Source organism: Pseudoalteromonas rubra, assembly GCF_000238295.3.
Classification (GTDB): Bacteria; Pseudomonadota; Gammaproteobacteria; order Enterobacterales; family Alteromonadaceae; genus Pseudoalteromonas; species Pseudoalteromonas rubra.
The window spans coordinates 398,667-418,880 of the sequence record NZ_AHCD03000027.1 but is presented as its reverse complement, the minus strand read 5'-3'; the positions used below and the strand labels follow the sequence as shown (position 1 = coordinate 418,880).

Here is a 20,214-nt window from a genome sequence, read left to right as displayed (position 1 = left end):
GCGCGGCAAAGCCAGCGGCTCAGACAGTATCTGGCCGTCAGGTGATCCGCTTTATGCTCTCGAGGTTGTATTGTGCAAAATAACGTCTTAATTTAGCCGGACAGGCTATACCCTAGCACACCGCAGTGTGATCACAGAGCCTTGTCATTGTTATCTTTTAGTCGAAGGTCTGAACATCAAACAGGCCCAACTGAGCCTGACCAGACGCCACTTCACCTAAACCCAGCTGTATCCCTATCAATCTGACCGGTTTACTGCCAAAGCGCTCAACTGCCTGCTCCAGCAAAGTGAACAACACACCTTCATCAATCTCATGATACTGACACTCTTTGGTGGTTTGCGAAAAGTCATAAAACTTCACTTTAACACCCAGTTTATTGAAGGTCCGCGTGCCGCGATAGGGGTCAGCCCGCCGTTGCAATTCAGGTAGCAGGCGCTGGCGAAGTACATCTTTAAGTGCATCCAGATCTTGTATGTCTTTTTCAAACGTGGTTTCAACACCGACCGATTTGCGGATCCGCTCAGTTTCTACCTTACGCTCATCAATGCCCTGACAACGTCGCCAGAGTACATCGCCAAATTTACCAAACCGCTCTGTCATCTGAGTTCTGCTGCTGGCCTTAACGTCGCGGCCATATTGCAATCCCATTGCCAGTAGCTTTTCATGTGTCACTTTGCCTACGCCGGGGATTTTTTTCAGCGGCAAAGTGTCAATAAACATATCCACGTCGTCAGGGGTGATCACATACTGACCATTCGGTTTATTTTCGTCGCTGGCGATTTTGGCCAGGAATTTAATGGGCGCAATGCCCGCAGAAGCAGTCAGGCCCGTTTCTTGATAGATATCGCTGCGGATCTGCTGCGCAATTAACGTTGCGCTGCCCTGACACAAAGTGCACTCCGTAACGTCCAGATAAGCTTCATCTAAGGAGAGTGGTTCTATCAGTTTAGTGTAACGAGCAAAAATCGTGCGGATCTGCGCAGACACCGCTTTGTAAACTGCCATCCTGCCGGGCACAATCACCAGTTCAGGGCACAGCTGCTTAGCTTTGTAGTTAGACATGGCAGAGCGCACACCATACTGGCGCGCGATGTAGTTGGCCGTTGATAACACGCCCCGGTGGCTATTCCCACCAATCGCAATCGGCACATTGGCCAGCGCTGGGTTATCGCGCATCTCTACGGCAGCATAAAAGCAGTCCATATCAACATGGATAAACTTACGCATGAACTTGATGACTGGTTATTTATACAGTTATTATGAGCAAAGAAATTCAGTATGGCAATATGATTGTGTGTTTTTTGTCATCGTGTCTCACCTGTATTTTATTGCCAAATACTCTAAACTGGTCAGACAATGGCCGCGTATCAGTGCATAACTAAACTGAGCCGCCAGACCTATTTAACACAAGGAGCATTTATGAAGTACAGCCACCTGGGTCATTCCAATTTAGAGGTGTCGCGTGTCTGCCTGGGCAGCATGACATGGGGCGTGCAAAATAATCAGCATGATGCCGATGAGCAAATCAATTATGCGCTAGCACAGGGTGTTAACTTTATCGACACTGCTGAAATGTATGCCGTTCCTCCGTCACCTGAAACCTATGGTAAGACCGAGGAAATTATCGGGGACTGGTTACGTCGCCACCCTGAAAAGCGCCAGGAAATGGTCATTGCCACTAAAATAGCCGGTTCCGGGCTTGCCTGGATCCGTGGCGGTGCACCCATCACGGCCGAAGCCATTATCGCCGCTGTCGATGCTTCCCTTAAGCGACTGCATACCGATTATATTGATGTATACCAGCTGCACTGGCCAAATCGAACCTCCCCCCATTTCTCTAAACACTGGCCCGGCATGATCACTTTCAGTGATGTATCAACGGAGCAACACAAAGCTGAGATGTTGGAAATACTGGGAGCACTTAAACAGTGTATGGACGCAGGTAAAATTCGTCACTGGGGACTGTCCAATGACACACCCTGGGGCATAAACACCTACTTGCAACTGGCGCATCAACACCAATTGCCAAGACCGGTATCAATTCAGAATGAGTTCAATCTGTTACATGCTAAAGACTGGCCTTATATCATAGAAAACTGTGTCCATGAAGACATCGCCTATCTGCCCTGGTCGCCACTTGCCGGAGGCGCTTTGTCAGGTAAGTACCTGGGAGGTGCACGACCAGAAGGATCGCGCTGGACCTTGATCCAACGCAACGGTTTATTCCGGGATACTCAGTTTGCACAAGAAGCCACGGCGGCCTATGTCGAGATTGCCAAAGAGCACAACATCACCGCATCTCAACTCGCACTGGCCTGGTGCGACCAGGTCGACGGCGTGACGTCTACCATCATAGGCGCAACGACGATGGCGCAGTTAAAGGAAAATATCAAAGCCTTTGATTGTACTCTGCCACCAGAGGCATTGGCCGAAATTGATACGGTGCTAAAAGCGTATCCATTACCCTATTAACAGATACGCGCTCGACGGGTCCCGCTCGGGCGCTGCTGTCTGAATCGAAATATGGTAGACTCTGCACTTTTTCGGGACTCTGCTATGCGCGTTCTTAATCCAGCCCCAGCCGTGCCTTTACCTGGTACCAGTTTCACCCGGCCTGCGACACGGGCCATTATTACCCGCCAATCGCAAATCTTGTTGCTCTACACCCAGCGATATGATGATTATACCTTGCCCGGCGGTGGGGTTGACGAAGGTGAGTCTCTCACAGACGCACTGGTACGCGAGGTCAAAGAAGAAACCGGTGCCCGCTCTGTAACCCACATCGTCCCTTTTGGTATATATGAAGAATATCAGCGCTGGTACAAACCCGAGTATGACAATGTACACATAGTTTCGCACTGCTATCAGTGTGACATTTGCGGGGAATTTGATGAACCAGAAATGGAGCATTATGAAGTCAGCAATGGTATGCAACCACAATGGGTGGAGATCACCGAAGCCATTGCCCACAATGAAGCCGTACTGGCAAACAGCGATAAACAAGGACAATCTCTGCTCAGAGAAACCCGCTTGCTTAAACTCATTGCCAAAGAACTGATGCAACTGAACTTTTAACCCTCAGCCTGAGTCATACTTGTGTTTTGGATAGAAAAACAAAATAACAAAATCAAAACACTCAGGAAAAGTGATGCGTTCATGGCTCAGTGCAATTGTCATTTCCGTTGCCTGTCACTCAATTTTGCTATGGCTACTGGCTCAACACTCGGTTGTGGCGCCTGTCCGTGCGCCTCAATCAAGCATTAAAACCTATCTGGTCGTTGCCCCGCCTGAACGCACACCAGACCCTGCGGCTACCGAGCAACCATCACAACCACCCACAGAGCCCATACTGTCGCCAGAGCAGCAAGTCACCCCAGTTCAGCCTATACCTGAAAAAAAGCAGGCCGTATCGAATGTCGTCTCTGCCAAGACTGACCCTATGACTCACACCGTTCCTCAGCCACAGGCCCAACAAACCAAAGCACATACAAGCAAACCCTATAAACGTATCGATCCAGCTCTGGGCCTGTCACGTCTGCGCCAGCAAATGCTAAATCAGCCTGTGACACGTCACAAACCAAACAATTCCCAGCCAAAACGCCTCGGCGTACCTGAGTCACATCAAACCTTGAACCAACCTATGCGGCAGATTGAATCGAAAAACCACATTTTCACCGAATATCGGGAAGGAGACCGGTGCTACAAAGAGGTTCAGGGTGACCCAAACAACCCACCACCAGAAGGGTTTGCCAAAAACTGGCTCACTGCAAGCAGCACCTGCGACAAAACGGCGATCACAGATGCGTATGATGCCGCTATGGACAAATGGCTGAAGAAAAAACGCTGACGACACTGGCTGAGCCATATGTAATTACCCACGCTGTGTGCCGATAAACTGTACTGAGATCAAAACAACCCTGGCTTTGACTCGCAACCTGCCGCTAAAGCGATTAGTATTTAGCTGTTAGCCCGCCCTTAGTCCGGCAAGTCAATGGCCTAACAATGTGTATTTACCCCACACTGTGCGCTGACAAACTGTACTGAGATCAAAACAACCCCGGCTTTGACTCGCAACCTGCCGCTAAAGCGATTGGACGATTAAAAGCTAGCTGTTAGCCCGCCCTCAATCCGACAAATTAAGTGTATTTACCCCACGCTGTGTGCCAACAAACTGTACTGAGATCAAAACAACCCCGGCTTTGACTCGCAACCTGCCGCTAAAGCGATTGGACGATTAAAAGCTAGCTGTTAGCCCGCCCTCAATCCGACAAATTAAGTGTATTTACCCCACGCTGTGTGCCAACAAACTGTACTGAGATCAAAACAACCCCGGCTTTGACTCGCAACCTGCCGCTAAAGCGATTGGACGATTAAAAGCTAGCTGTTAGCCCGCCCTCAATCCGACAAATTAAGTGTATTTACCCCACGCTGTGTGCCAACAAACTGTACTGAGATCAAAACAACCCCGGCTTTGACTCGCAACCTGCCGCTAAAGCGATTGGACGATTAAAAGCTAGCTGTTAGCCCGCCCTCAATCCGACAAATTAAGTGTATTTACCCCACGCTGTGTGCCAACAAACTGTACTGAGATCAAAACAACCCCGGCTTTGACTCGCAACCTGCCGCTAAAGCGATTGGACGATTAAAAGCTAGCTGTTAGCCCGCCCTCAATCCGACAAATTAAGTGTATTTACCCCACGCTGTGTGCCAACAAACTGTACTGAGATCAAAACAACCCCGGCTTTGACTCGCAACCTGCCGCTAAAGCGATTGGACGATTAAAAGCTAGCTGTTAGCCCGCCCTCAATCCGACAAATTAAGTGTATTTACCCCACGCTGTGTGCCAACAAACTGTACTGAGATCAAAACAACCCCGGCTTTGACTCGCAACCTGCCGCTAAAGCGATTAGTATTTAGCTGTTAGCCCGCCCTTAGTCCGGCAAGTCAAGGAGTTAGTATGAGTATAAAGCGGATCAACCAGTTTTTTAATCCCCGTTCGGTGGCTGTTATTGGTGCCTCCAGCAATCCAGGCCGAGCCGGTAACGTGGTGATGCGCAATCTGCTGCATGGTGGGTTTAAAGGCCCCATTATGCCCGTTACACCCAAATATGCTGCCGTTCAGGGGGTATTGGCCTACCCAACTATTGCCGATCTACCCCAGGTACCCGATCTGGCCGTTATCTGTACCAACAAGGCAACGCTGGTACAAATTTTAACCGAGCTATCGGAGCGGGGATGCAAAAATGCCATTGTTGTGGCTGCGGGGCTCGACAACGAGCAAAAACAACGCTTGCAGGCACTGGCCAGAGACAAGCAGATCACACTGCTGGGCTCCAATAGCCTGGGTATGCTGCTCCCTCACCTGGGGCTAAACGCAAGTTTTTCTCATACCACCGCCGACGCAGGCAAGCTGGCCTTTATCTCTCAATCTGCCGCAGTCTGCTCCACCATACTGGACTGGGCAAAAAGCAAACGTATTGGTTTTTCGTATTTTATTTCTCTGGGCGATAGCCTGGATATCGACTTTGACGAATTACTGGATCTATTCGGTCGGGATGCCAAAACGAAAGCAATATTGCTGTATATCGACAACATCAAGGATGTACGTCGCTTTATCTCCGCAGCAAGAGCTGCCGCATTTAGTAAACCCGTCATTGCTATCAAAACCGGCCGTACTCAGGCGGGAGCTGAGGCCGCCGTGATCCATACAGGCGGGTCGACCTCAGACGATGCGGTATACGATGCCATGTTTCAGCGTGCAGGTATGCTCAGAGTCACCGATCTGCGGGAACTATTTGCGGCTACACAAACGCTGGCACTACACCCAAAACTATTACAGGTTGAGCATCTCACCATACTCACCAATGGCGGCGGTCCTGGTATAATGGCCGTGGATACCCTGTTACAGCGCAGTGGTAAACTCGCCGAACTCAGTGACAAAACCATCGCGGCGCTGAATGCCGTGATCCCGCAATCAAACCACACTGCAAATCCGGTTGATATTTTCGGCGACTCAGCGCCTCACCGCTATCAGCAGGCACTGGAGATTTTACTCAAAGCGGAGGAAGTGAAGAACTTACTCATCATTCATACGCCATCCGCCCTGGCCCCCAGTGAAGCGTATGCCCAGATCATTGCACAAACTCTGAGTACGTTGCCTAAAATGGCGCGTCCCTTTGTGATGACCAATTTTATGGGAGAGGAAGCGGCCTGGGAGGCCCGCGATGTCTGCGCCGAGCACAGCATTCCGACGTACCGCACACCAGAGGGCGCCGTCGGGGCATTTATGCACCTGATCAGCTACCGGCGTAACCAAAAGCACCTGACGCAAACCCCGGAGTCCATCAGTCAGGATGAACTGATCCACAGCCACAGTGCAAAGGCGCAGATTGACAGCTTTCTTGATCAGTCACTCACGCAGCTCTCGACCCATCAGGCCAGCCAGATCCTCTGCCATTACGGCATGGAGTGCATTGAGACAGACATTGCACTGACTCCCAGTGAAGCCAAAGAGCAGGCACAAATACTCGGCTTTCCTGTCGTGCTCAAACTGATCAGCCCGTCTATTCAGTCCAAGTCTGAGGTTGGTGGCGTGGTGCTCAACCTCAATGATGGCGATGAAGTAGAACAAAGTGCCTTTGCTATACTCCTGCGAATCAAGCAAGCCTACCCGGACGCCATTATTGAAGGTTTTTCTTTGCAAAAAATGGCGCCCAGGGCTGGCAGTCAGGAATTACGCATTGCGGTCAAAACCGAGCCCGATGTAGGACCCGTTATATTGCTTGGTGAGGCTGGCACCGGGTTTAACTTCAATCAGGCGGCCGTTGCCCTGCCCCCGCTAAACATGAACCTGGCTAAATACCTGATAGCGGCGGCGTATGATAAAGGGGTCCTGAAAGAGCGCCTGTTACCGGAGAAAGTAGATAAATATCGCCTCTGCGCGTTGCTCACCCGCGTCTCCCAGTTAGTGGTGGATCAACCAGATATTCAGGCTGTGGAACTGAACCCCATTTTAGCGACCGATGGACACTTTTTGATCCTCGATGCCAATATTGCTTTGCAGCGTTACGAACCGCACCCCGGGCGCAAGCGATTGGCCATCAGGCCCTACCCAAAAGAGTGGGAGCGATCGGTTACCCTGAAAAATGGCACCCTGGCACAGCTAAGGCCAATCCGCCCCGAGGATGAACGTAACCACCAGGAATTTGACCAGTCCCTGAGTAAAGAAGACAGATACCGACGTTTTTTCGGAGAGCTGCCACAGTTTACCCATGAGCAATTGGCTAAAATGACACAAATCGATTATGACCGTGAAATGGCATTTATCATTACCGAGCCATATAAAAGTGCGCAACGGACACTGGGGGTTTCACGAGTGCTGATGGACCCGGACAATTTACTCGCCGAATTTGCTGTGGTTGTGCGTTCAGATTGCCAGGGTCTGGGCCTGGGTAAACTCCTGATGGAGGCAGCCATCAACTACTGTAAACGTCAGCGCGTCGGATCTATTGAAGGGATCACCTTACCAGAAAACACCGGTATGATTGGGCTGGCGAAAAAACTGGGGTTCACGGTGACCCGAGACTTTGAAGAAGGCACTGTGGTGATGAGAATGCCACTCACAGCACAGTAAAGAAGTACAACCCCAAATAGCAAGGTGAACAAGATAACTATGGATCTGACACTCAGACAAAAAACCGCCGGGCTACTGGAAGCCAGCGGGCGATTCAGAAAAGCCGGGCATGCCATAGATGTGTTTCTGATCTCGCTCATCATTATCAACGTCATTGCCATAGTACTGGAGTCTGTGCCAGCACTTGCTACGCGTTATCACAGGCTGTTCTTTTTCATCGAAGTCACGTCAGTGGCGATTTTCACCATTGAATATCTGCTCAGACTATGGTGCTGCGTTGATAAACTGGAATTTAAACATACGTCAGGCAACAACACGAAAAAACGTATGCGTTATGTGTTCTCGCCACTGGCTATTATCGATTTGCTGGCCATTCTCCCCACGTTACTCATGGTATTCTTCACCTTTGACCTACGTTTTTTACGCGTATTCCGTTTGCTGCGTATTTTCAAACTGACCCGCTACTCGCGCGCAATGCAGCTATTGTTAGCCGCATTCAGAGAAGAGAGCAGTTCATTGCTGGCGGCTTTCTTTATTATGTCACTGGTGTTGATTGTGGCGTCGTGTGGCATCTATCTCATTGAACATGACGTGCAGCCCGATAAATTTGGCTCTATCCCGGCCGCCATGTGGTGGGCAATGGCCACACTAACCACGGTAGGATACGGTGATGTGGTGCCCATCACGCCGTTGGGGCGTTTTTTTGGCGGGGTGATCACCTTACTGAGTATGGGCATGGTCGCTATCCCCACGGGTCTGCTGGCGTCCAGCTTTGCCGATCAACTGAGAAAACGCCGCGATGCCTTCAATGAAGCCGTGCTGCACTCACTGAGTGATGGGGTCGTCGATGAGCAGGAAAAAGAACACCTCGAAGCCCTTAGAATTGAGCTGGGACTCAGTGCAACGGAAGCCAACCAGGCCATTAAAATGATGACCAGCCAGCGCGTACACAACCACTACTGCCGTCATTGTGGCGGCAAGCTATAGCACGACAAAGGCCTGCTTCACGCTGGCCTGTCACTAGCTGGCACGTGCAAATACTTGGTGCCAGTTGCGTCTTAATAGTGCGCCGGCTTCGCTCGCAGGCAAAGCTTTACTAAACAAATAGCCCTGGAAACGCTCACATCCTAGCATTCTCAGGAAAGACAGCTGTTCCATTTGCTCTACGCCTTCTGCAACACAATACTTACCCAGGCTGTGTGCCAGCGATAAGGTGGAGTGAATGATCACTTCGTGTTCCTTGTCGCAACCAATGTCGCTGACAAAGCTGCGATCAATTTTGAGCGCATCGACCGGATATTGTTTGAGGTAGGTCAGTGAAGAGTATCCCGTCCCAAAGTCATCCATATACAGTCGGCAGCCCAGCGCCCTGAGTTCGTGCATACGCACGATTGCCTGCTCCGCATCTGCCATCATCACTGACTCGGTGATTTCGAATACCAGATAGCGCCCGTCGATACCATTACGTGCCAGAATATCGGTGATCCGGGCCAGTAACTCTTCGTACTGGAAATCCAACGCCGATAGATTAACGGAAATATACAGATCGGGATGGGTTGTGTGCCACTCTTTCAAATCGACCAGCGCCCTTTCCAGGGTTTGCAACATGACCCGGGTAATGATCCCCGTCTGCTCTGCGGTATGGGCGAGCTCCTCGATGCTGTAACTGGGCGTTTGTGGCCAGCGCAGCAAGACTTCAAAGCCTTCTACCGACATATGCGTCGCATTAATAATGGGCTGATAATGATTGCGAAATGCTTCTTCCTGATAAGCTTTTAACAACGCCTGTTCGATAGCCAGAGCGCGCTGAACCTGTTCGTTGATCTCACTGTGATAGAATTGATAATCCGTGACCAGTGACTGTCTGGCATGGTTCAGTGCCGTCTCCGCAGCCTGGTTAAGGTCAAAGGCATCACTGGCATCATCAGGGAACATAGCGATCCCCAACTTCGCTTTCACATGCACCTGTTGCTGCTCAATCTCAAACCCTTTTTCAAATCGCTCAAGCAGGCAATGAATATATCGCATTACCTGTTCCACGCCTGCCAGCTGCTCCATCAAAATATAGAAGTCTCGCTCATTACCTATGGCCAGGCTGTCGACTTCCCGAAAACAACACTGCAAGTTGGTTGCGAGTTTTTGCGTAACAAGCGCCAGGAAGTCGTTGCCATAGGTATCCGCGAATCTTTGCAAACGGCTGAACTTAATCGCAATAATCGCCAGAGGCTGACGTGACAAATGCGCCTGCTCTATCGCATGCTGCACGCGATCCATGAACAGTACCTTATTTGGCAGCTTGGTCAATGCATCATAGTTGGCCAGTTGATAAAGCTCTTTCTCTGTACGCTTTTGCTTGGTGATGTCGGTCAGTACTAAAATATAATGCTTATCTTCCGTCGCACTGATTTTTAGCAGTACCTGGCGCTTTTCGCCGCTGGGCAGTCGCAAAGTTTCCTCGGCAACATATAAGTCATCGACTTTTAATTTACTGATTGCACGCAGATACTTCATTCTGACATCGCGTTCCAGACCCAAAGTGACACTGGTACTGGATGAGGGCGCCGCACTGACAGAGAAGGCACTTTGCAGGGCTTTGTTGCAAGCCAGAATGCGCAAGTGTTTGTCAAAGATCATAACCCAGTCACGAGTTTGCTCAAACGCCGCACCAAACAGGGTTGCCCGCTCTTCGAATACCCGCTCCCGGGTCAGGTTAGTATACGTCCCGGCAACCTGCACTGGCACGCCATCCTGCCACGCCATCACTTTGCCGTAGTCCTTGTACCAACGCCATTGGCCATTGATGTGACGCAGACGATAAGTGCAGTCAATAAACCCTTTTTCGGTTGAGACAAACTCCAGCCATTCAATCCGGAACAAAGCGCGGTCCTGTGGGTGGATCAACTCCAGGTATTCGTCTAATACCAGGCTCTCGTTACTGTAACCCAGGTCGCTCACGAGCCGTGGCTGATACACAAACTGGCTTCCGGATTGCCAATCCCAGACACCCGAGTTACTGCCCTCCAGAGCCATCTTCAGGCGCGTTTCGCTGTTTTGTGTCTCTCGGTGCGCAGCCAGGATCATACCCGCCACTTTGTTTTTCCGGTGCACCCAAAAAGCAAATAAAGCAGCGGCCAGCAGGACATAACAAAACAGTGCCCAGGGCGCACGCCAGATCGGATAATGCACCACAATCTCTAATTGAGCTGGTGGGGTATAATCCCCTGTCAGTGGGTCCTTCGCCCAGACTTTGAGACGATAATTGCCGGGACTTAATTTGGGAAAGACCACCCGGTTGCTGTTACGGCTCAGAATGCGCTGCTCGCCCGAAAGCTGATATTCATAAACGATGCGCTCTTGCAGCGTAAACGCCATGGCCGAAAACGACACTTCCAGGCCAATATCATCATGGTTCAGTTCGATGTAAGAAAATGACTTGAGCCCGGATGGCAACAGATCCCGAGACATCAGATCAACATCGGTTATGTTCACACGATTTAGCAAAGATTTAGCGGGACGATGCGCCTTGGGGTCGAAGAGCGTAAAGCCCTGCAATGAGCCATAACCAATACGACCATCCGACAACTTAACTGACGCCCCGCCGTTAAACTCATTGCTCATCAGGCCATCGGCCGTCGTAAAGCCCTGAAGGTGAAAGTTATCCGGGTCCAGCCGCCAGATCCCCTGATGAGACGACATCCAGATCATCCCGACATCATCTTGCACCATTTCATACAAGATATTATTGGTGACGGTATGCTGCTCATTGGGCATAGGCAGCAACTCGTAACCATCCGCGGTAAGGCGTACCAGGCCATGTCTGGCAAACGACAGCCACAGCACATTATGTTTATCTATGGTATAGCTCAGCAAATCGACCGCACTTTGCTTATGTGCTTTGGGCACCTGATATATCTCAACCAGCTGGTGCGCTTGCGTATCATACCGGAACAACCGACCCTCGCTGTAAAAAACAGGGTCCTGAGGGTGTGTACTTAAAGGCTTATAAAAGCCGTAGCTCAGGAAAGGGTCAAACCGGTCGAATTCTTTGCCCAATTTCGAGAGCGTACCAGTATTAATATCAAACACATAAAAGCCGGTTTTTTCATCGACCAGATAGAGCTGACCATCCCCTACAATCACCGCGCCTTTAACAAACCCGGACAGCACGCCAGTAGCAGTGTCATCCTGTGCCTGGGGCCGGTAAATTTGCTCGGAATCAGGCTCAAAAATAAACAGTCCACGGTTACTGCTCAGCCAAAGTTTGTCCTGATAATTTAGTAAACCAAAGATAGTAAACTCGGGATAAAAACCATCCCCCAAAAAGCCTGCTAAATACTGTTCGGAAGTTCGGGTTCGTGGATCATAACGGGTCAGCCCATCTCGTGTCCCGGCCCAGATATAGCCATCGTATTCGACCAGGCCCCACACCGTGCCTTTCGAAAAGCGCCCTTGAACAGATCCCGGGTGAACATTATCAAACCCCTGAGACTCTGCCGGTAAGTAAAATGCGCCATCTTTTTTAGTCGCGATCCAAATGCCACCAAAATCATCACGAATGAAGTAAATAACGCTGCTGTCCGACACCGCATAATGACTACTGGCCAGCCTTGTATCGCGATGGACTGCACCAGTGGCGATGTCATAGTGCATCAGACCATGATCTGTCCCCAGTAACAGCTGCGTGCCATTACGCTGAATTTGCCAAATATTGAGCTCTTCAATCAAGGTTTGGTATGGTACGTCGGCCTCAAAATCACGGCGTAATGCACTGATATCCAATTGATACATGCCAATTACGGCCCCTAAGATCAAAGTGTCGTCATCGAGCAGATGCATTGATTTGGTATTGGTCTGAAAAGGGTGCGTGATCTGATCACGGTGAGTAATGGCGCGCAACTGCTCCGTGTCAGTGTTATACACAAACAAGCGTTCAGCCGATGCAATGAACAATAAGTTATCGTGTTTAAGTAGACCCCGCACTGCCATTTGACGATCTTCGACAGGCAACATTATCTCCTGAGTGATGTTCCCTGTGCGCGTATCCATCACAGCGACATTTTGTGCTCTGCCAAGCCACAGCTCATACTTACTCTTGCTAAGCATTTGAAATACGCTGTTTTTAAAGTAATCTTCTTCAGATTCTGGTGCTGATGTATAACGACGATAGCTGTCTTTCTCGGGGTCATAACTAAACAAGCCTGCACGCCCCGACGCTATCCAGATGATGCCACTTTCGTCCTGGTAAATGCGATCGATCTGCATTTTGTTCAGGTCCTGATTTGGCCCCCCGACCTCTAGCACCTGATACCCGTCATAGCGATTAAGGCCGCCTTCGGTTGCCAGCCAAAGGTATCCATTGTCATCGACCAACAAAGTGTTCACATAGCTTTGTGACAAGCCCTCTGCCGGAGATAAACGAGATACCTGCGCCAAAGAGAGGGAGGTAAACACAACAAGAATAAAGCTGAGGATTATTCGCAACATAGTCGATTCTACTCAGGGTTAATACATTGCATTGCCAGGATCTGCCGACCTTGTGCAACATAGGTATGATACTTGTCTGCCAGTCCCTGAGGCAGTGCCGATGGGTCAATCGCCGCAAAGCCCAGGCCTGCGTAAAACCCACTCAAATGGTGATAAGCAAAGGTGTACAGAGGAGCCTGTTGTTGCACCAGTACGGCATTCAAAAGGGCTTTTGCAAACCCTTTGCCTCGTTGCTCAGGCGCAACCAGTACCGTAGACAAAAAACAATGCCCTGTGACCTGTTGCACTCTGCACGCTGCAACGATATCCGGGCCTTTAAGCACCCAGTTCTGATCCTGGCGCGTCGCCTTCCCCCGGGCTTTGTGAGCTTGATAAAACTTATTCACCAGGGGCGTTTGAATGGCCGGTAATACCTGAGCAACTACTTTCATGGCTATGCCAGCATCAGCCCCAGATAAAATTCGAATTTTTCTTTTAACATCGCCTGCTCTGACAGAGGGCGCTGATTAATCGCATCATAAATGGCCTCACGGCTATTCTTACCGCGTTTGATTTGATAAGCCCAAAAAGACGCTTCGTACTCTAATTGAATTTGATATTTATCTTGTCTCGATAAATTACACAGGTTATAGCTCATAGTAAATTTGGTTACAGCAATCTCTGTAAAAAGTGTATCATAATTACGCTAAGGTGTATCCGTTCATATGCATGCTCAACGCATGTTACCAACGTGCTACTTTGTGCCGCAGCGCCACTGCTAAAATAAGTGGGGTCGATTTTTATAGGGAGAACCATTGCGAATTTTTAGTTTGTTATTGTTATGCTGCCTGAGTGCACACAGCGTCGCAACAGATAACCGCACACTGTACTTTAATCGCCCTGCGGACACCCCTCAGGCGAGATACGTGATTGAGTTATTGCAAACCGCTTATCAACAGCTTGGTTATAAGTTAGAGGTTGTTGATTTTAATCGCCAAAGTGCCCTTATCGCTGCCAATAATGGTGCTCTGGACGGACAACTCGGACGGATCCATGGCGTGACTCAGGCCTACCCAAATTTACTCCAGGTACGCTTTCCTCTGTATACTTTTAACTTGCAGTTACTCAGTCGCTGTTTAAGTTGTACCTTTGAGCAGCTCGACTCACTGGTTATTCAAAGCGGTTATCTGGTTTCAAACCAGTACCTGGATAGCGCGCCTTTCAATGGCCAGCTAATTGAGGTAAAAAACAATATCACTCAGCTCAATCTGGTTACCCAGGGAAAAGTACAGGCAGCGTTAGTGGTCGACTTTCACTTACGAGAACATCTGGCGGATATGGATCTGGACTCATTTAAAATTGATACGTTGCTGACCATTGAGACTTATCATTATTTACACATTAAGCACAAGGCCCTGATCCCCCGTCTTGAAGAAGCACTGCATACCCTGGCGGAAAAGGGCACTGTGGCCATGCTCAAAGCAAAATACCAGATTTAAAATAAATCTTCCTGATCTCCTGGTTGCTGAGCGTCCGCTGACTGGGCCTCTGCGCTGCGCTTTTTCGCGGCCATCACACGCTTTTGACGTTGCGCGCATAACTCAATCACCTTACGCTTTTGCTGCTCACTCAGCGCATGCCAATGAAAGCGTTCATCGCGGCTGCGAAAACACCCTTTGCAATAACCCCGATTATTCACCTCACAAATACCACGGCAAGGGCTGGGGATCTCAAAAATCTCAATCTGTTCCATACGCTGTCACAGGTTAGTCTTTTTCTGATATATGGCCAAATTGACGCTCAGTTCACGGCTTATCAACATTAAATTGAGTATAATATAGACTTAAAATAATTATCTATACCTGTATAGTCTCAAGGAGACACCACACATGAAAAAATACTTTTACCTATTTCTACTTTTGCCCTGTTTTGCTTACGCAGATTGGCACAGTGGTAAAGTTGAAATGATAGCAATAGGCTATGATGGCAAAACAATTTCTATTGGCTTGGAAGGCTCTACAAAGACCGAATGCACATGCTATCCAACCTGGCCAAACCGGTTTTGCCTGAATAGAAATAGAGTTTCATTCAACGAGGAGTTTTCGTTACTATTATCTGCCAAAGCGCAAGGTAAAAGTGTTTCACTGCAAATAGATGAAACCACTTGTATGGTGAATGCCATGTATCAGAATTAATGCCTGTTCAAGTTTAGCAAGGCTAGATTAATAGTGCTTGGTAGCTGATAAGCTGGCCTGTTTCTTCCTTCTCGTCGGCATAATCTATCATACTCAACCCGTTGGATATGACTTAAAAGTAGACAGCGTATCTTCCGTGCGCCTGTTTAGGGAAGGGGTCGCGTTTTCTTTTGCTGATATAGGTCTGAGCAACACATTTACAGCGGACTGGACCAAACAGGTAACATAACAAACAGGATAACGAAAATTCGCTATCCGCAAGGCCTGCTCGCTTAACATCGCTGGCACGTCCATATATCTGAAACAGCCTGGGCCCCAATGCCCCCCTCTGCTAGCCAGTTTTGCATGCCAGTGTTTATGTACACCGCGCTGACGTGATTGCATAAAAAAGGCGCTCAAAGAGCGCCAATTTGGAATAGATATCACATTAAGATCTTGAGTTACCTTACTTGTTCGATAAACTTCAAGTCCTCTTCTTCCAAGCCTAGTTTTACTTCTCCAGTATTTGTATTTATATAAAAGTAACCTAGTTCATCTTCGTTTCTATCATTATGATCTGGATAATTAGAAAGAACCCTTTTTCCAATAATAAAGTCACCCTTTATTTCTGTATAAACGACATCAGACCTTATCACGATACTAGCTCCCTTTGTAATATAAGTATTGCTCGAGTTAGTAGATGATAAGTAATAATCATTCAGTACCTCTTGGGGTACAGGATCTCCACACGCCGATAAATTAATAAAGGCAAATAAAAAAACTCTCTTCATTTGTATTTAACCTCTCGACTAACGAAACTTTTTAAGTGACACCTACCCATTTGTCCGTAAGACCATAGTGGACAGCTTCAAAGCCGAAATGCTAGACGATTGACTGCTGCGCTTCCTATTAGCTCTGAGCATAAAAGTCACTACTGTGACTTCGTACTTATCTCTTTAATTTAACTTGAACTCTTAAAATCCCAATCGATTACAAGCCTCAGTGACAGCTTCTTTTGTAGACTCAATAAAAATTTCCTTACTGGCATCACGAGAAGCAATCAAATCTCTTTCATAGAAATACGTTCTACCTGGTTCAAGATGGCTCAAAATGAAAGAAGTCGTTGGGAAGTCATCGCTCATACCTCTAAATTTGAGATACATCTCGGTATTTGTGTCATTAATATAAAAATATATGCATCTACCAAAAAATAAACTTTTCGGCTCACCGTGCCTGAACCATATTTGATAATGCTCGGAAGGAGCAACATAGGCTCGCTCAGATGCGATGATAAGTAGTACAGCCTCTTTTTCTGGTGAAATAGGCCATACAACATTTGAAACACTGGGAGCTCTAGCGCAACTTACTATGAACATAGCGATAAACAGCACAGCTTTTTTCATTCCCACCTCTTTTTTGAGTGACACCCACCTTTATATTCGCTGAACTGTTGTAGGTGGCAATGCAAACGAATAAATCTCAAAATACACTATTTAATGTTTCTGTCTTCCTGTCTACTAAATATATCATCACCACTTTTGCATTCATCTACTCCATTCGGCCCAACAGAATAGAAAGAATGTAGCTCCCCAATGTGATTGCAACTGCCACTTGGGGAAAACACCCAAGCATGACCCCAAGGGTCTGAACTCGGTACTTTTTGGCTGAGATAGGGACCTCTCCACTCTCCCGATACTTCATCAGTTTTATGAAGTTTGTTGAGTATTATATTTCTTGACGGAAACTTCCCATAATGCTTTTCGTATATAGCAGAAGCTATCTCGACAGAGTCAATTACTCTAATTTTTCCTCAACCCAGTCTCGCCGATGTTCATAAGACTTGCCCGTAACGCGGTCGTTGCCGCACAGAAATGCCCGGCGAACACACCGGGATATGCAGTGGTAGTACTTAGTGTCTGATAAGCTGACCTGCTTCTTCCTTGCCATTGGCATAATCTAGCATCCTCAATCCATTGAGCATTACCTAAAGGTAGACGGCGTACATTCCGTACGCCACTTTAGGGTGGGTGTCCATGTAACTACTTTAATGAACTTGTGCGTCAGCCAGCTACCTTTGAACAGCTTATGCCAGCGAAGCACTATTGCTTTATCTGATAACCTTTGTGCTTTCTTATCATCCACATACAACACGATATGCGTATGATTGCTCATAACCGCATAGCCACACACATCAATGCAAAACACCTTCGCAAGGGTCAGCAATTTTTCCTCAACCCAGTCTCGCCGATGTTCATAAGACTTGCCCGTGACGCGGTCTTTACCGCACAGAAATGCCCGGCGAACACACCGGGATATGCAGTGGTAGTATTTTGTATCTGATAAGCTGACCTGTCTCTTCCTTGCCATTGGCATAATCTATCATCCTCAATCCATTGAGTATTATCTAAAGGTAGACGGCGTACCTTACGTACGCCAGTTTCGGGTGGATGTCCATTCAACCGCTCCTCACGAGAAGCAATCAAATCTCTTTCATAGAAATACGTTCTACCTGGTTCAAGATGGCTCAAAATGAAAGAAGTCGTTGGGAAGTCATCGCTCATACCTCTAAATTTGAGATACATCTCGGTATTTGTGTCATTAATATAAAAATATATGCATCTACCAAAAAATAAACTTTTCGGCTCACCGTGCCTGAACCATATTTGATAATGCTCGGAAGGAGCAACATAGGCTCGCTCAGATGCGATGATAAGTAGTACAGCCTCTTTTTCTGGTGAAATAGGCCATACAACATTTGAAACACTGGGAGCTCTAGCGCAACTTACTATGAACATAGCGATAAACAGCACAGCTTTTTTCATTCCCACCTCTTTTTTGAGTGACACCCACCTTTATATTCGCTGAACTGTTGTAGGTGGCAATGCAAACGAATAAATCTCAAAATACACTATTTAATGTTTCTGTCTTCCTGTCTACTAAATATATCATCACCACTTTTGCATTCATCTACTCCATTCGGCCCAACAGAATAGAAAGAATGTAGCTCCCCAATGTGATTGCAACTGCCACTTGGGGAAAACACCCAAGCATGACCCCAAGGGTCTGAACTCGGTACTTTTTGGCTGAGATAGGGACCTCTCCACTCTCCCGATACTTCATCAGTTTTATGAAGTTTGTTGAGTATTATATTTCTTGACGGAAACTTCCCATAATGCTTTTCGTATATAGCAGAAGCTATCTCGACAGAGTCAATTACTCTTCTTGCTTCTTGCTCTTCCTCACTCATGGCTAAAGGAGGATGTATTCTAGGAAAGAAAAGCATCATAGAAATAAATACTATACTTGAAAACAATATTAGCCTTAGCACAACGTAAATCCTTTTAGTCTTTTTTGATTTTAAGTGGCGTATATAGACGCCCTGAGTTGTTTGCCCGGTAAAACCTTACAACACCCGGAATTCATATTACGCGCGATTAAACCAAAACGATATTGATATCTATGAGTTATCAAAGCCCGGCCTAATGACCGGGTTTTTTAATGTGTGGAGACTTGAGAGGATTGGCTACTGGGGATCGCTGTTTTTCTTTCTAGTTTGAGACGTTACGTTGTTTGGTTCTTTTCTAAAGGCCTCTTTTTAAGTGACACCCACCCGTATCACCTTTTAAGTTATCACGGCAGTTTCAAAGTCGAAATGCAAGAATATCAAATACTGCGCTTCCTATAAGCTCTGAGCAATTAAAGTCGTATGTTTAAGCACGAAATTCTAGAAAATAATCAGATTTGGACAATATGAGTGCGCATCCAGCCTCAACTTAGATACATCGAAATGGTACTTACGGAAAGGTGTTAACCCAGTAACCGCTCGCACTGAGTCAAGTTGGCACGTCGCCTTTTGTGAAGATGCTCGCAGTAATCTGTCATCGCTTGCTTTCGCCCCACAGCGCCATGGAAGACCTTCGTAAATTGCGTAGTGAGCTTGAGCCAATTGTCTGGCTCTATTTGCAACCGTGTCAGCAATGGCTGGCTATCGCTGATATAACCCCGATTATCTGCACGCATGCATCGGCCTGTTAATTCAACTAGCTGTATGTAATAGGTCAGCTCAAAGGGCAGTCCTTTGGGCATGTGTTTTCTTGGGTTACCTGCAAAGCGCAGTAAGCTCTTAGGTTGCTTTCCTTGCCGTGCATAATCAATACGTTTTTTAATGCTGGTGTAGTCTGACGTTTCCGGTGTCTCAGCTAACTTGGCTCTGATTAGGTTCAGGTCAACATAAGCCAGGCACGCTGCCAGTGCTGCTTCATCCAGTAAGGCCTGTGACTTAAATCGCCCTTCCCAAAATCGACCTGTGCACCCATCTTCTTTATTAGCTTTGCGGGCAATATCTTCATTAAGCACCCGCATGAACCAGCTGATGCTCGCAAGGCGTATTCTGAATTCAGCAATATCAGCTGCCAGCATACTATACTCGGATGCGCTCAGCTCATCACCACCAATGAACTTGTGCGTCAACCAGTTGCCCTTAAACAACTTATGCCAGCGAAGCACTATCGCTTTATCTGATAACCTTTGTGCTTTCTTATTGTCCACATACAACACAATATGCGTATGATTGCTCATAACCGCATAGCCACAGACATCAATGCAAAACACCTTTGCAAGGGTCAGCAATTTTTCCTCAACCCAGTCTCGCCGATGTTCATAAGACTTGCCCGTGACGCGGTCTTTACCGCACAGAAATGCCCGGCGAACACACCGGGATATGCAGTGGTAGTATTTTGTATCTGATAAGCTGACCTGTCTCTTCCTTGCCATTGGCATAATCTATCATCCTCAATCCATTGAGTATTATCTAAAGGTAGACGGCGTACCTTACGTACGCCAGTTTCGGGTGGATGTCCATTCAACCGCTCCTCACGAGAAGCAATCAAATCTCTTTCATAGAAATACGCTCTACCTGGTTCAAGATGGCTCAAAATGAAAGA

Annotated in this window: 19 protein-coding genes and 2 pseudogenes; 8 read left to right on the top strand and 13 right to left on the bottom strand. The window is 47.7% G+C overall.

What is annotated here, in order from left to right; genetic code table 11:
* Window positions 1-157: 157 nt before the first annotated feature.
* Window positions 158-1,228, bottom strand: coding sequence for a DNA polymerase IV (gene dinB / locus PRUB_RS06220; protein ID WP_010382816.1), 1,071 nt, complete (start codon window positions 1,226-1,228; stop codon window positions 158-160).
* Between dinB and PRUB_RS06215 the strand changes: the two genes are divergently transcribed.
* From PRUB_RS06215 to PRUB_RS06190, 6 genes are all read left to right on the top strand, one after another.
* Complete coding sequence (locus PRUB_RS06215; RefSeq protein WP_155946391.1) at window positions 1,227-1,379, top strand: hypothetical protein; 153 nt, start codon at window positions 1,227-1,229, stop codon at window positions 1,377-1,379. The genes dinB and PRUB_RS06215 overlap by 2 nt on opposite strands.
* 41 nt (window positions 1,380-1,420) lie before the next feature.
* Window positions 1,421-2,473: an aldo/keto reductase gene (locus PRUB_RS06210; protein ID WP_010382817.1), complete on the top strand. Its 1,053-nt coding sequence runs from the start codon at window positions 1,421-1,423 to the stop codon at window positions 2,471-2,473.
* An 84-nt stretch (window positions 2,474-2,557) separates the two neighbouring features.
* The gene (locus PRUB_RS06205; RefSeq protein WP_010382818.1) at window positions 2,558-3,076 is read left to right on the top strand and encodes an NUDIX hydrolase; all 519 of its coding nucleotides are present in this window, start codon (window positions 2,558-2,560) and stop codon (window positions 3,074-3,076) included.
* A gap of 73 nt (window positions 3,077-3,149) precedes the next feature.
* A complete protein-coding gene (locus tag PRUB_RS06200) occupies window positions 3,150-3,848 on the top strand; it encodes a hypothetical protein (protein WP_010382819.1) in 699 nt (232 codons plus the stop codon).
* 1,110 nt (window positions 3,849-4,958) lie between these two features.
* Window positions 4,959-7,634: a bifunctional acetate--CoA ligase family protein/GNAT family N-acetyltransferase gene (locus tag PRUB_RS06195; RefSeq protein ID WP_021032916.1), complete on the top strand. Its 2,676-nt coding sequence runs from the start codon at window positions 4,959-4,961 to the stop codon at window positions 7,632-7,634.
* Window positions 7,635-7,673: 39 nt separating this feature from the next.
* Window positions 7,674-8,621 (top strand): ion transporter, encoded by a 948-nt coding sequence (locus tag PRUB_RS06190; protein WP_010387265.1) that lies wholly within the window; start codon window positions 7,674-7,676, stop codon window positions 8,619-8,621.
* 33 nt (window positions 8,622-8,654) lie between these two features.
* Here the strand turns inward: PRUB_RS06190 and PRUB_RS06185 are convergent, their stop codons facing one another.
* Genes PRUB_RS06185 through PRUB_RS06175 form a run of 3 tightly spaced genes read right to left on the bottom strand, consistent with a single transcriptional unit; the run spans window position 8,655 to window position 13,755 of the window.
* Window positions 8,655-13,118, bottom strand: coding sequence for an EAL domain-containing protein (locus PRUB_RS06185; RefSeq protein ID WP_010387262.1), 4,464 nt, complete (start codon window positions 13,116-13,118; stop codon window positions 8,655-8,657).
* 8 nt (window positions 13,119-13,126) lie between these two features.
* Window positions 13,127-13,549 carry a GNAT family N-acetyltransferase gene (locus PRUB_RS06180; protein WP_010387260.1) on the bottom strand — a complete coding sequence of 141 codons (423 nt, stop codon included), beginning with the start codon at window positions 13,547-13,549 and terminating at the stop codon, window positions 13,127-13,129.
* Between the two features lie 2 nt (window positions 13,550-13,551).
* Complete coding sequence (locus tag PRUB_RS06175; RefSeq protein WP_010387258.1) at window positions 13,552-13,755, bottom strand: DUF3283 family protein; 204 nt, start codon at window positions 13,753-13,755, stop codon at window positions 13,552-13,554.
* 157 nt (window positions 13,756-13,912) lie between these two features.
* Between PRUB_RS06175 and PRUB_RS06170 the strand changes: the two genes are divergently transcribed.
* Complete coding sequence (locus PRUB_RS06170) at window positions 13,913-14,596, top strand: substrate-binding periplasmic protein (protein ID WP_010387256.1); 684 nt, start codon at window positions 13,913-13,915, stop codon at window positions 14,594-14,596.
* On the opposite strand, the gene PRUB_RS06165 is transcribed toward PRUB_RS06170, so the two are convergent.
* Window positions 14,593-14,850, bottom strand: a complete 258-nt coding sequence (locus PRUB_RS06165) for a DUF1289 domain-containing protein (RefSeq protein ID WP_010387254.1) — start codon at window positions 14,848-14,850, stop codon at window positions 14,593-14,595. The two genes, PRUB_RS06170 and PRUB_RS06165, sit on opposite strands and share 4 nt — an antisense overlap.
* 136 nt (window positions 14,851-14,986) lie before the next feature.
* Here PRUB_RS06165 and PRUB_RS06160 point away from each other — a divergent pair, with 136 nt between their 5' ends.
* On the top strand, window positions 14,987-15,292 hold the full coding sequence (locus tag PRUB_RS06160; protein WP_010387252.1) for a hypothetical protein: 306 nt from the start codon (window positions 14,987-14,989) through the stop codon (window positions 15,290-15,292).
* 440 nt (window positions 15,293-15,732) lie between these two features.
* On the opposite strand, the gene PRUB_RS06155 is transcribed toward PRUB_RS06160, so the two are convergent.
* The 8 genes and pseudogenes from PRUB_RS06155 to PRUB_RS06125 all read right to left on the bottom strand — a co-directional run bounded on the left by PRUB_RS06155 (window position 15,733) and on the right by PRUB_RS06125 (window position 20,050).
* Window positions 15,733-16,062, bottom strand: a complete 330-nt coding sequence (locus PRUB_RS06155) for a hypothetical protein (protein WP_010387251.1) — start codon at window positions 16,060-16,062, stop codon at window positions 15,733-15,735.
* A 183-nt stretch (window positions 16,063-16,245) separates the two neighbouring features.
* The gene (locus PRUB_RS06150) at window positions 16,246-16,674 is read right to left on the bottom strand and encodes a hypothetical protein (protein WP_021032915.1); all 429 of its coding nucleotides are present in this window, start codon (window positions 16,672-16,674) and stop codon (window positions 16,246-16,248) included.
* An 86-nt stretch (window positions 16,675-16,760) separates the two neighbouring features.
* Complete coding sequence (locus PRUB_RS26725; protein WP_422623899.1) at window positions 16,761-17,066, bottom strand: type II secretion system protein GspG; 306 nt, start codon at window positions 17,064-17,066, stop codon at window positions 16,761-16,763.
* 5 nt (window positions 17,067-17,071) lie between these two features.
* Window positions 17,072-17,224: pseudogene (locus tag PRUB_RS06140) on the bottom strand (transposase); the annotation flags it as partial.
* A gap of 90 nt (window positions 17,225-17,314) precedes the next feature.
* Window positions 17,315-17,587: pseudogene (locus tag PRUB_RS26410) on the bottom strand (transposase); the annotation flags it as partial.
* Window positions 17,488-18,093, bottom strand: coding sequence for a hypothetical protein (locus PRUB_RS06135; RefSeq protein ID WP_198452319.1), 606 nt, complete (start codon window positions 18,091-18,093; stop codon window positions 17,488-17,490). The gene PRUB_RS06135 and the pseudogene PRUB_RS26410, both read right to left, overlap by 100 nt.
* Before the next feature lie 86 nt (window positions 18,094-18,179).
* The gene (locus tag PRUB_RS26720; RefSeq protein WP_422623898.1) at window positions 18,180-18,518 is read right to left on the bottom strand and encodes a type II secretion system protein GspG; all 339 of its coding nucleotides are present in this window, start codon (window positions 18,516-18,518) and stop codon (window positions 18,180-18,182) included.
* Between the two features lie 560 nt (window positions 18,519-19,078).
* Entirely contained in the window at window positions 19,079-20,050 is a 972-nt protein-coding gene (locus tag PRUB_RS06125; RefSeq protein WP_198452318.1) for a transposase, read from the bottom strand.
* Between the last annotated feature and the right edge of the window lie 164 nt (window positions 20,051-20,214).

Bases quoted from the DNA above. Each gene is read 5' to 3' on its own strand.
- PRUB_RS06165 (WP_010387254.1), bottom strand. From the start codon at position 14,850: ATGGAACAGATTGAGATTTTTGAGATCCCCAGCCCTTGCCGTGGTATT.
- PRUB_RS06195 (WP_021032916.1), top strand. From the start codon at position 4,959: ATGAGTATAAAGCGGATCAACCAGTTTTTTAATCCCCGTTCGGTGGCT.
- PRUB_RS06155 (WP_010387251.1), bottom strand. From the start codon at position 16,062: ATGAAGAGAGTTTTTTTATTTGCCTTTATTAATTTATCGGCGTGTGGA.
- PRUB_RS06150 (WP_021032915.1), bottom strand. From the start codon at position 16,674: ATGAAAAAAGCTGTGCTGTTTATCGCTATGTTCATAGTAAGTTGCGCT.
- PRUB_RS06125 (WP_198452318.1), bottom strand. From the start codon at position 20,050: ATGCCAATGGCAAGGAAGAGACAGGTCAGCTTATCAGATACAAAATAC.
- PRUB_RS26720 (WP_422623898.1), bottom strand. From the start codon at position 18,518: ATGAGTGAGGAAGAGCAAGAAGCAAGAAGAGTAATTGACTCTGTCGAG.
- PRUB_RS06200 (WP_010382819.1), top strand. From the start codon at position 3,150: ATGCGTTCATGGCTCAGTGCAATTGTCATTTCCGTTGCCTGTCACTCA.
- PRUB_RS06180 (WP_010387260.1), bottom strand. From the start codon at position 13,549: ATGAAAGTAGTTGCTCAGGTATTACCGGCCATTCAAACGCCCCTGGTG.
- PRUB_RS06135 (WP_198452319.1), bottom strand. From the start codon at position 18,093: ATGAAAAAAGCTGTGCTGTTTATCGCTATGTTCATAGTAAGTTGCGCT.
- PRUB_RS06185 (WP_010387262.1), bottom strand. From the start codon at position 13,118: ATGTTGCGAATAATCCTCAGCTTTATTCTTGTTGTGTTTACCTCCCTC.
- PRUB_RS06215 (WP_155946391.1), top strand. From the start codon at position 1,227: ATGAACTTGATGACTGGTTATTTATACAGTTATTATGAGCAAAGAAAT.
- PRUB_RS06205 (WP_010382818.1), top strand. From the start codon at position 2,558: ATGCGCGTTCTTAATCCAGCCCCAGCCGTGCCTTTACCTGGTACCAGT.
- PRUB_RS06210 (WP_010382817.1), top strand. From the start codon at position 1,421: ATGAAGTACAGCCACCTGGGTCATTCCAATTTAGAGGTGTCGCGTGTC.
- PRUB_RS06190 (WP_010387265.1), top strand. From the start codon at position 7,674: ATGGATCTGACACTCAGACAAAAAACCGCCGGGCTACTGGAAGCCAGC.
- dinB (WP_010382816.1), bottom strand. From the start codon at position 1,228: ATGCGTAAGTTTATCCATGTTGATATGGACTGCTTTTATGCTGCCGTA.
- PRUB_RS06160 (WP_010387252.1), top strand. From the start codon at position 14,987: ATGAAAAAATACTTTTACCTATTTCTACTTTTGCCCTGTTTTGCTTAC.
- PRUB_RS06175 (WP_010387258.1), bottom strand. From the start codon at position 13,755: ATGAGCTATAACCTGTGTAATTTATCGAGACAAGATAAATATCAAATT.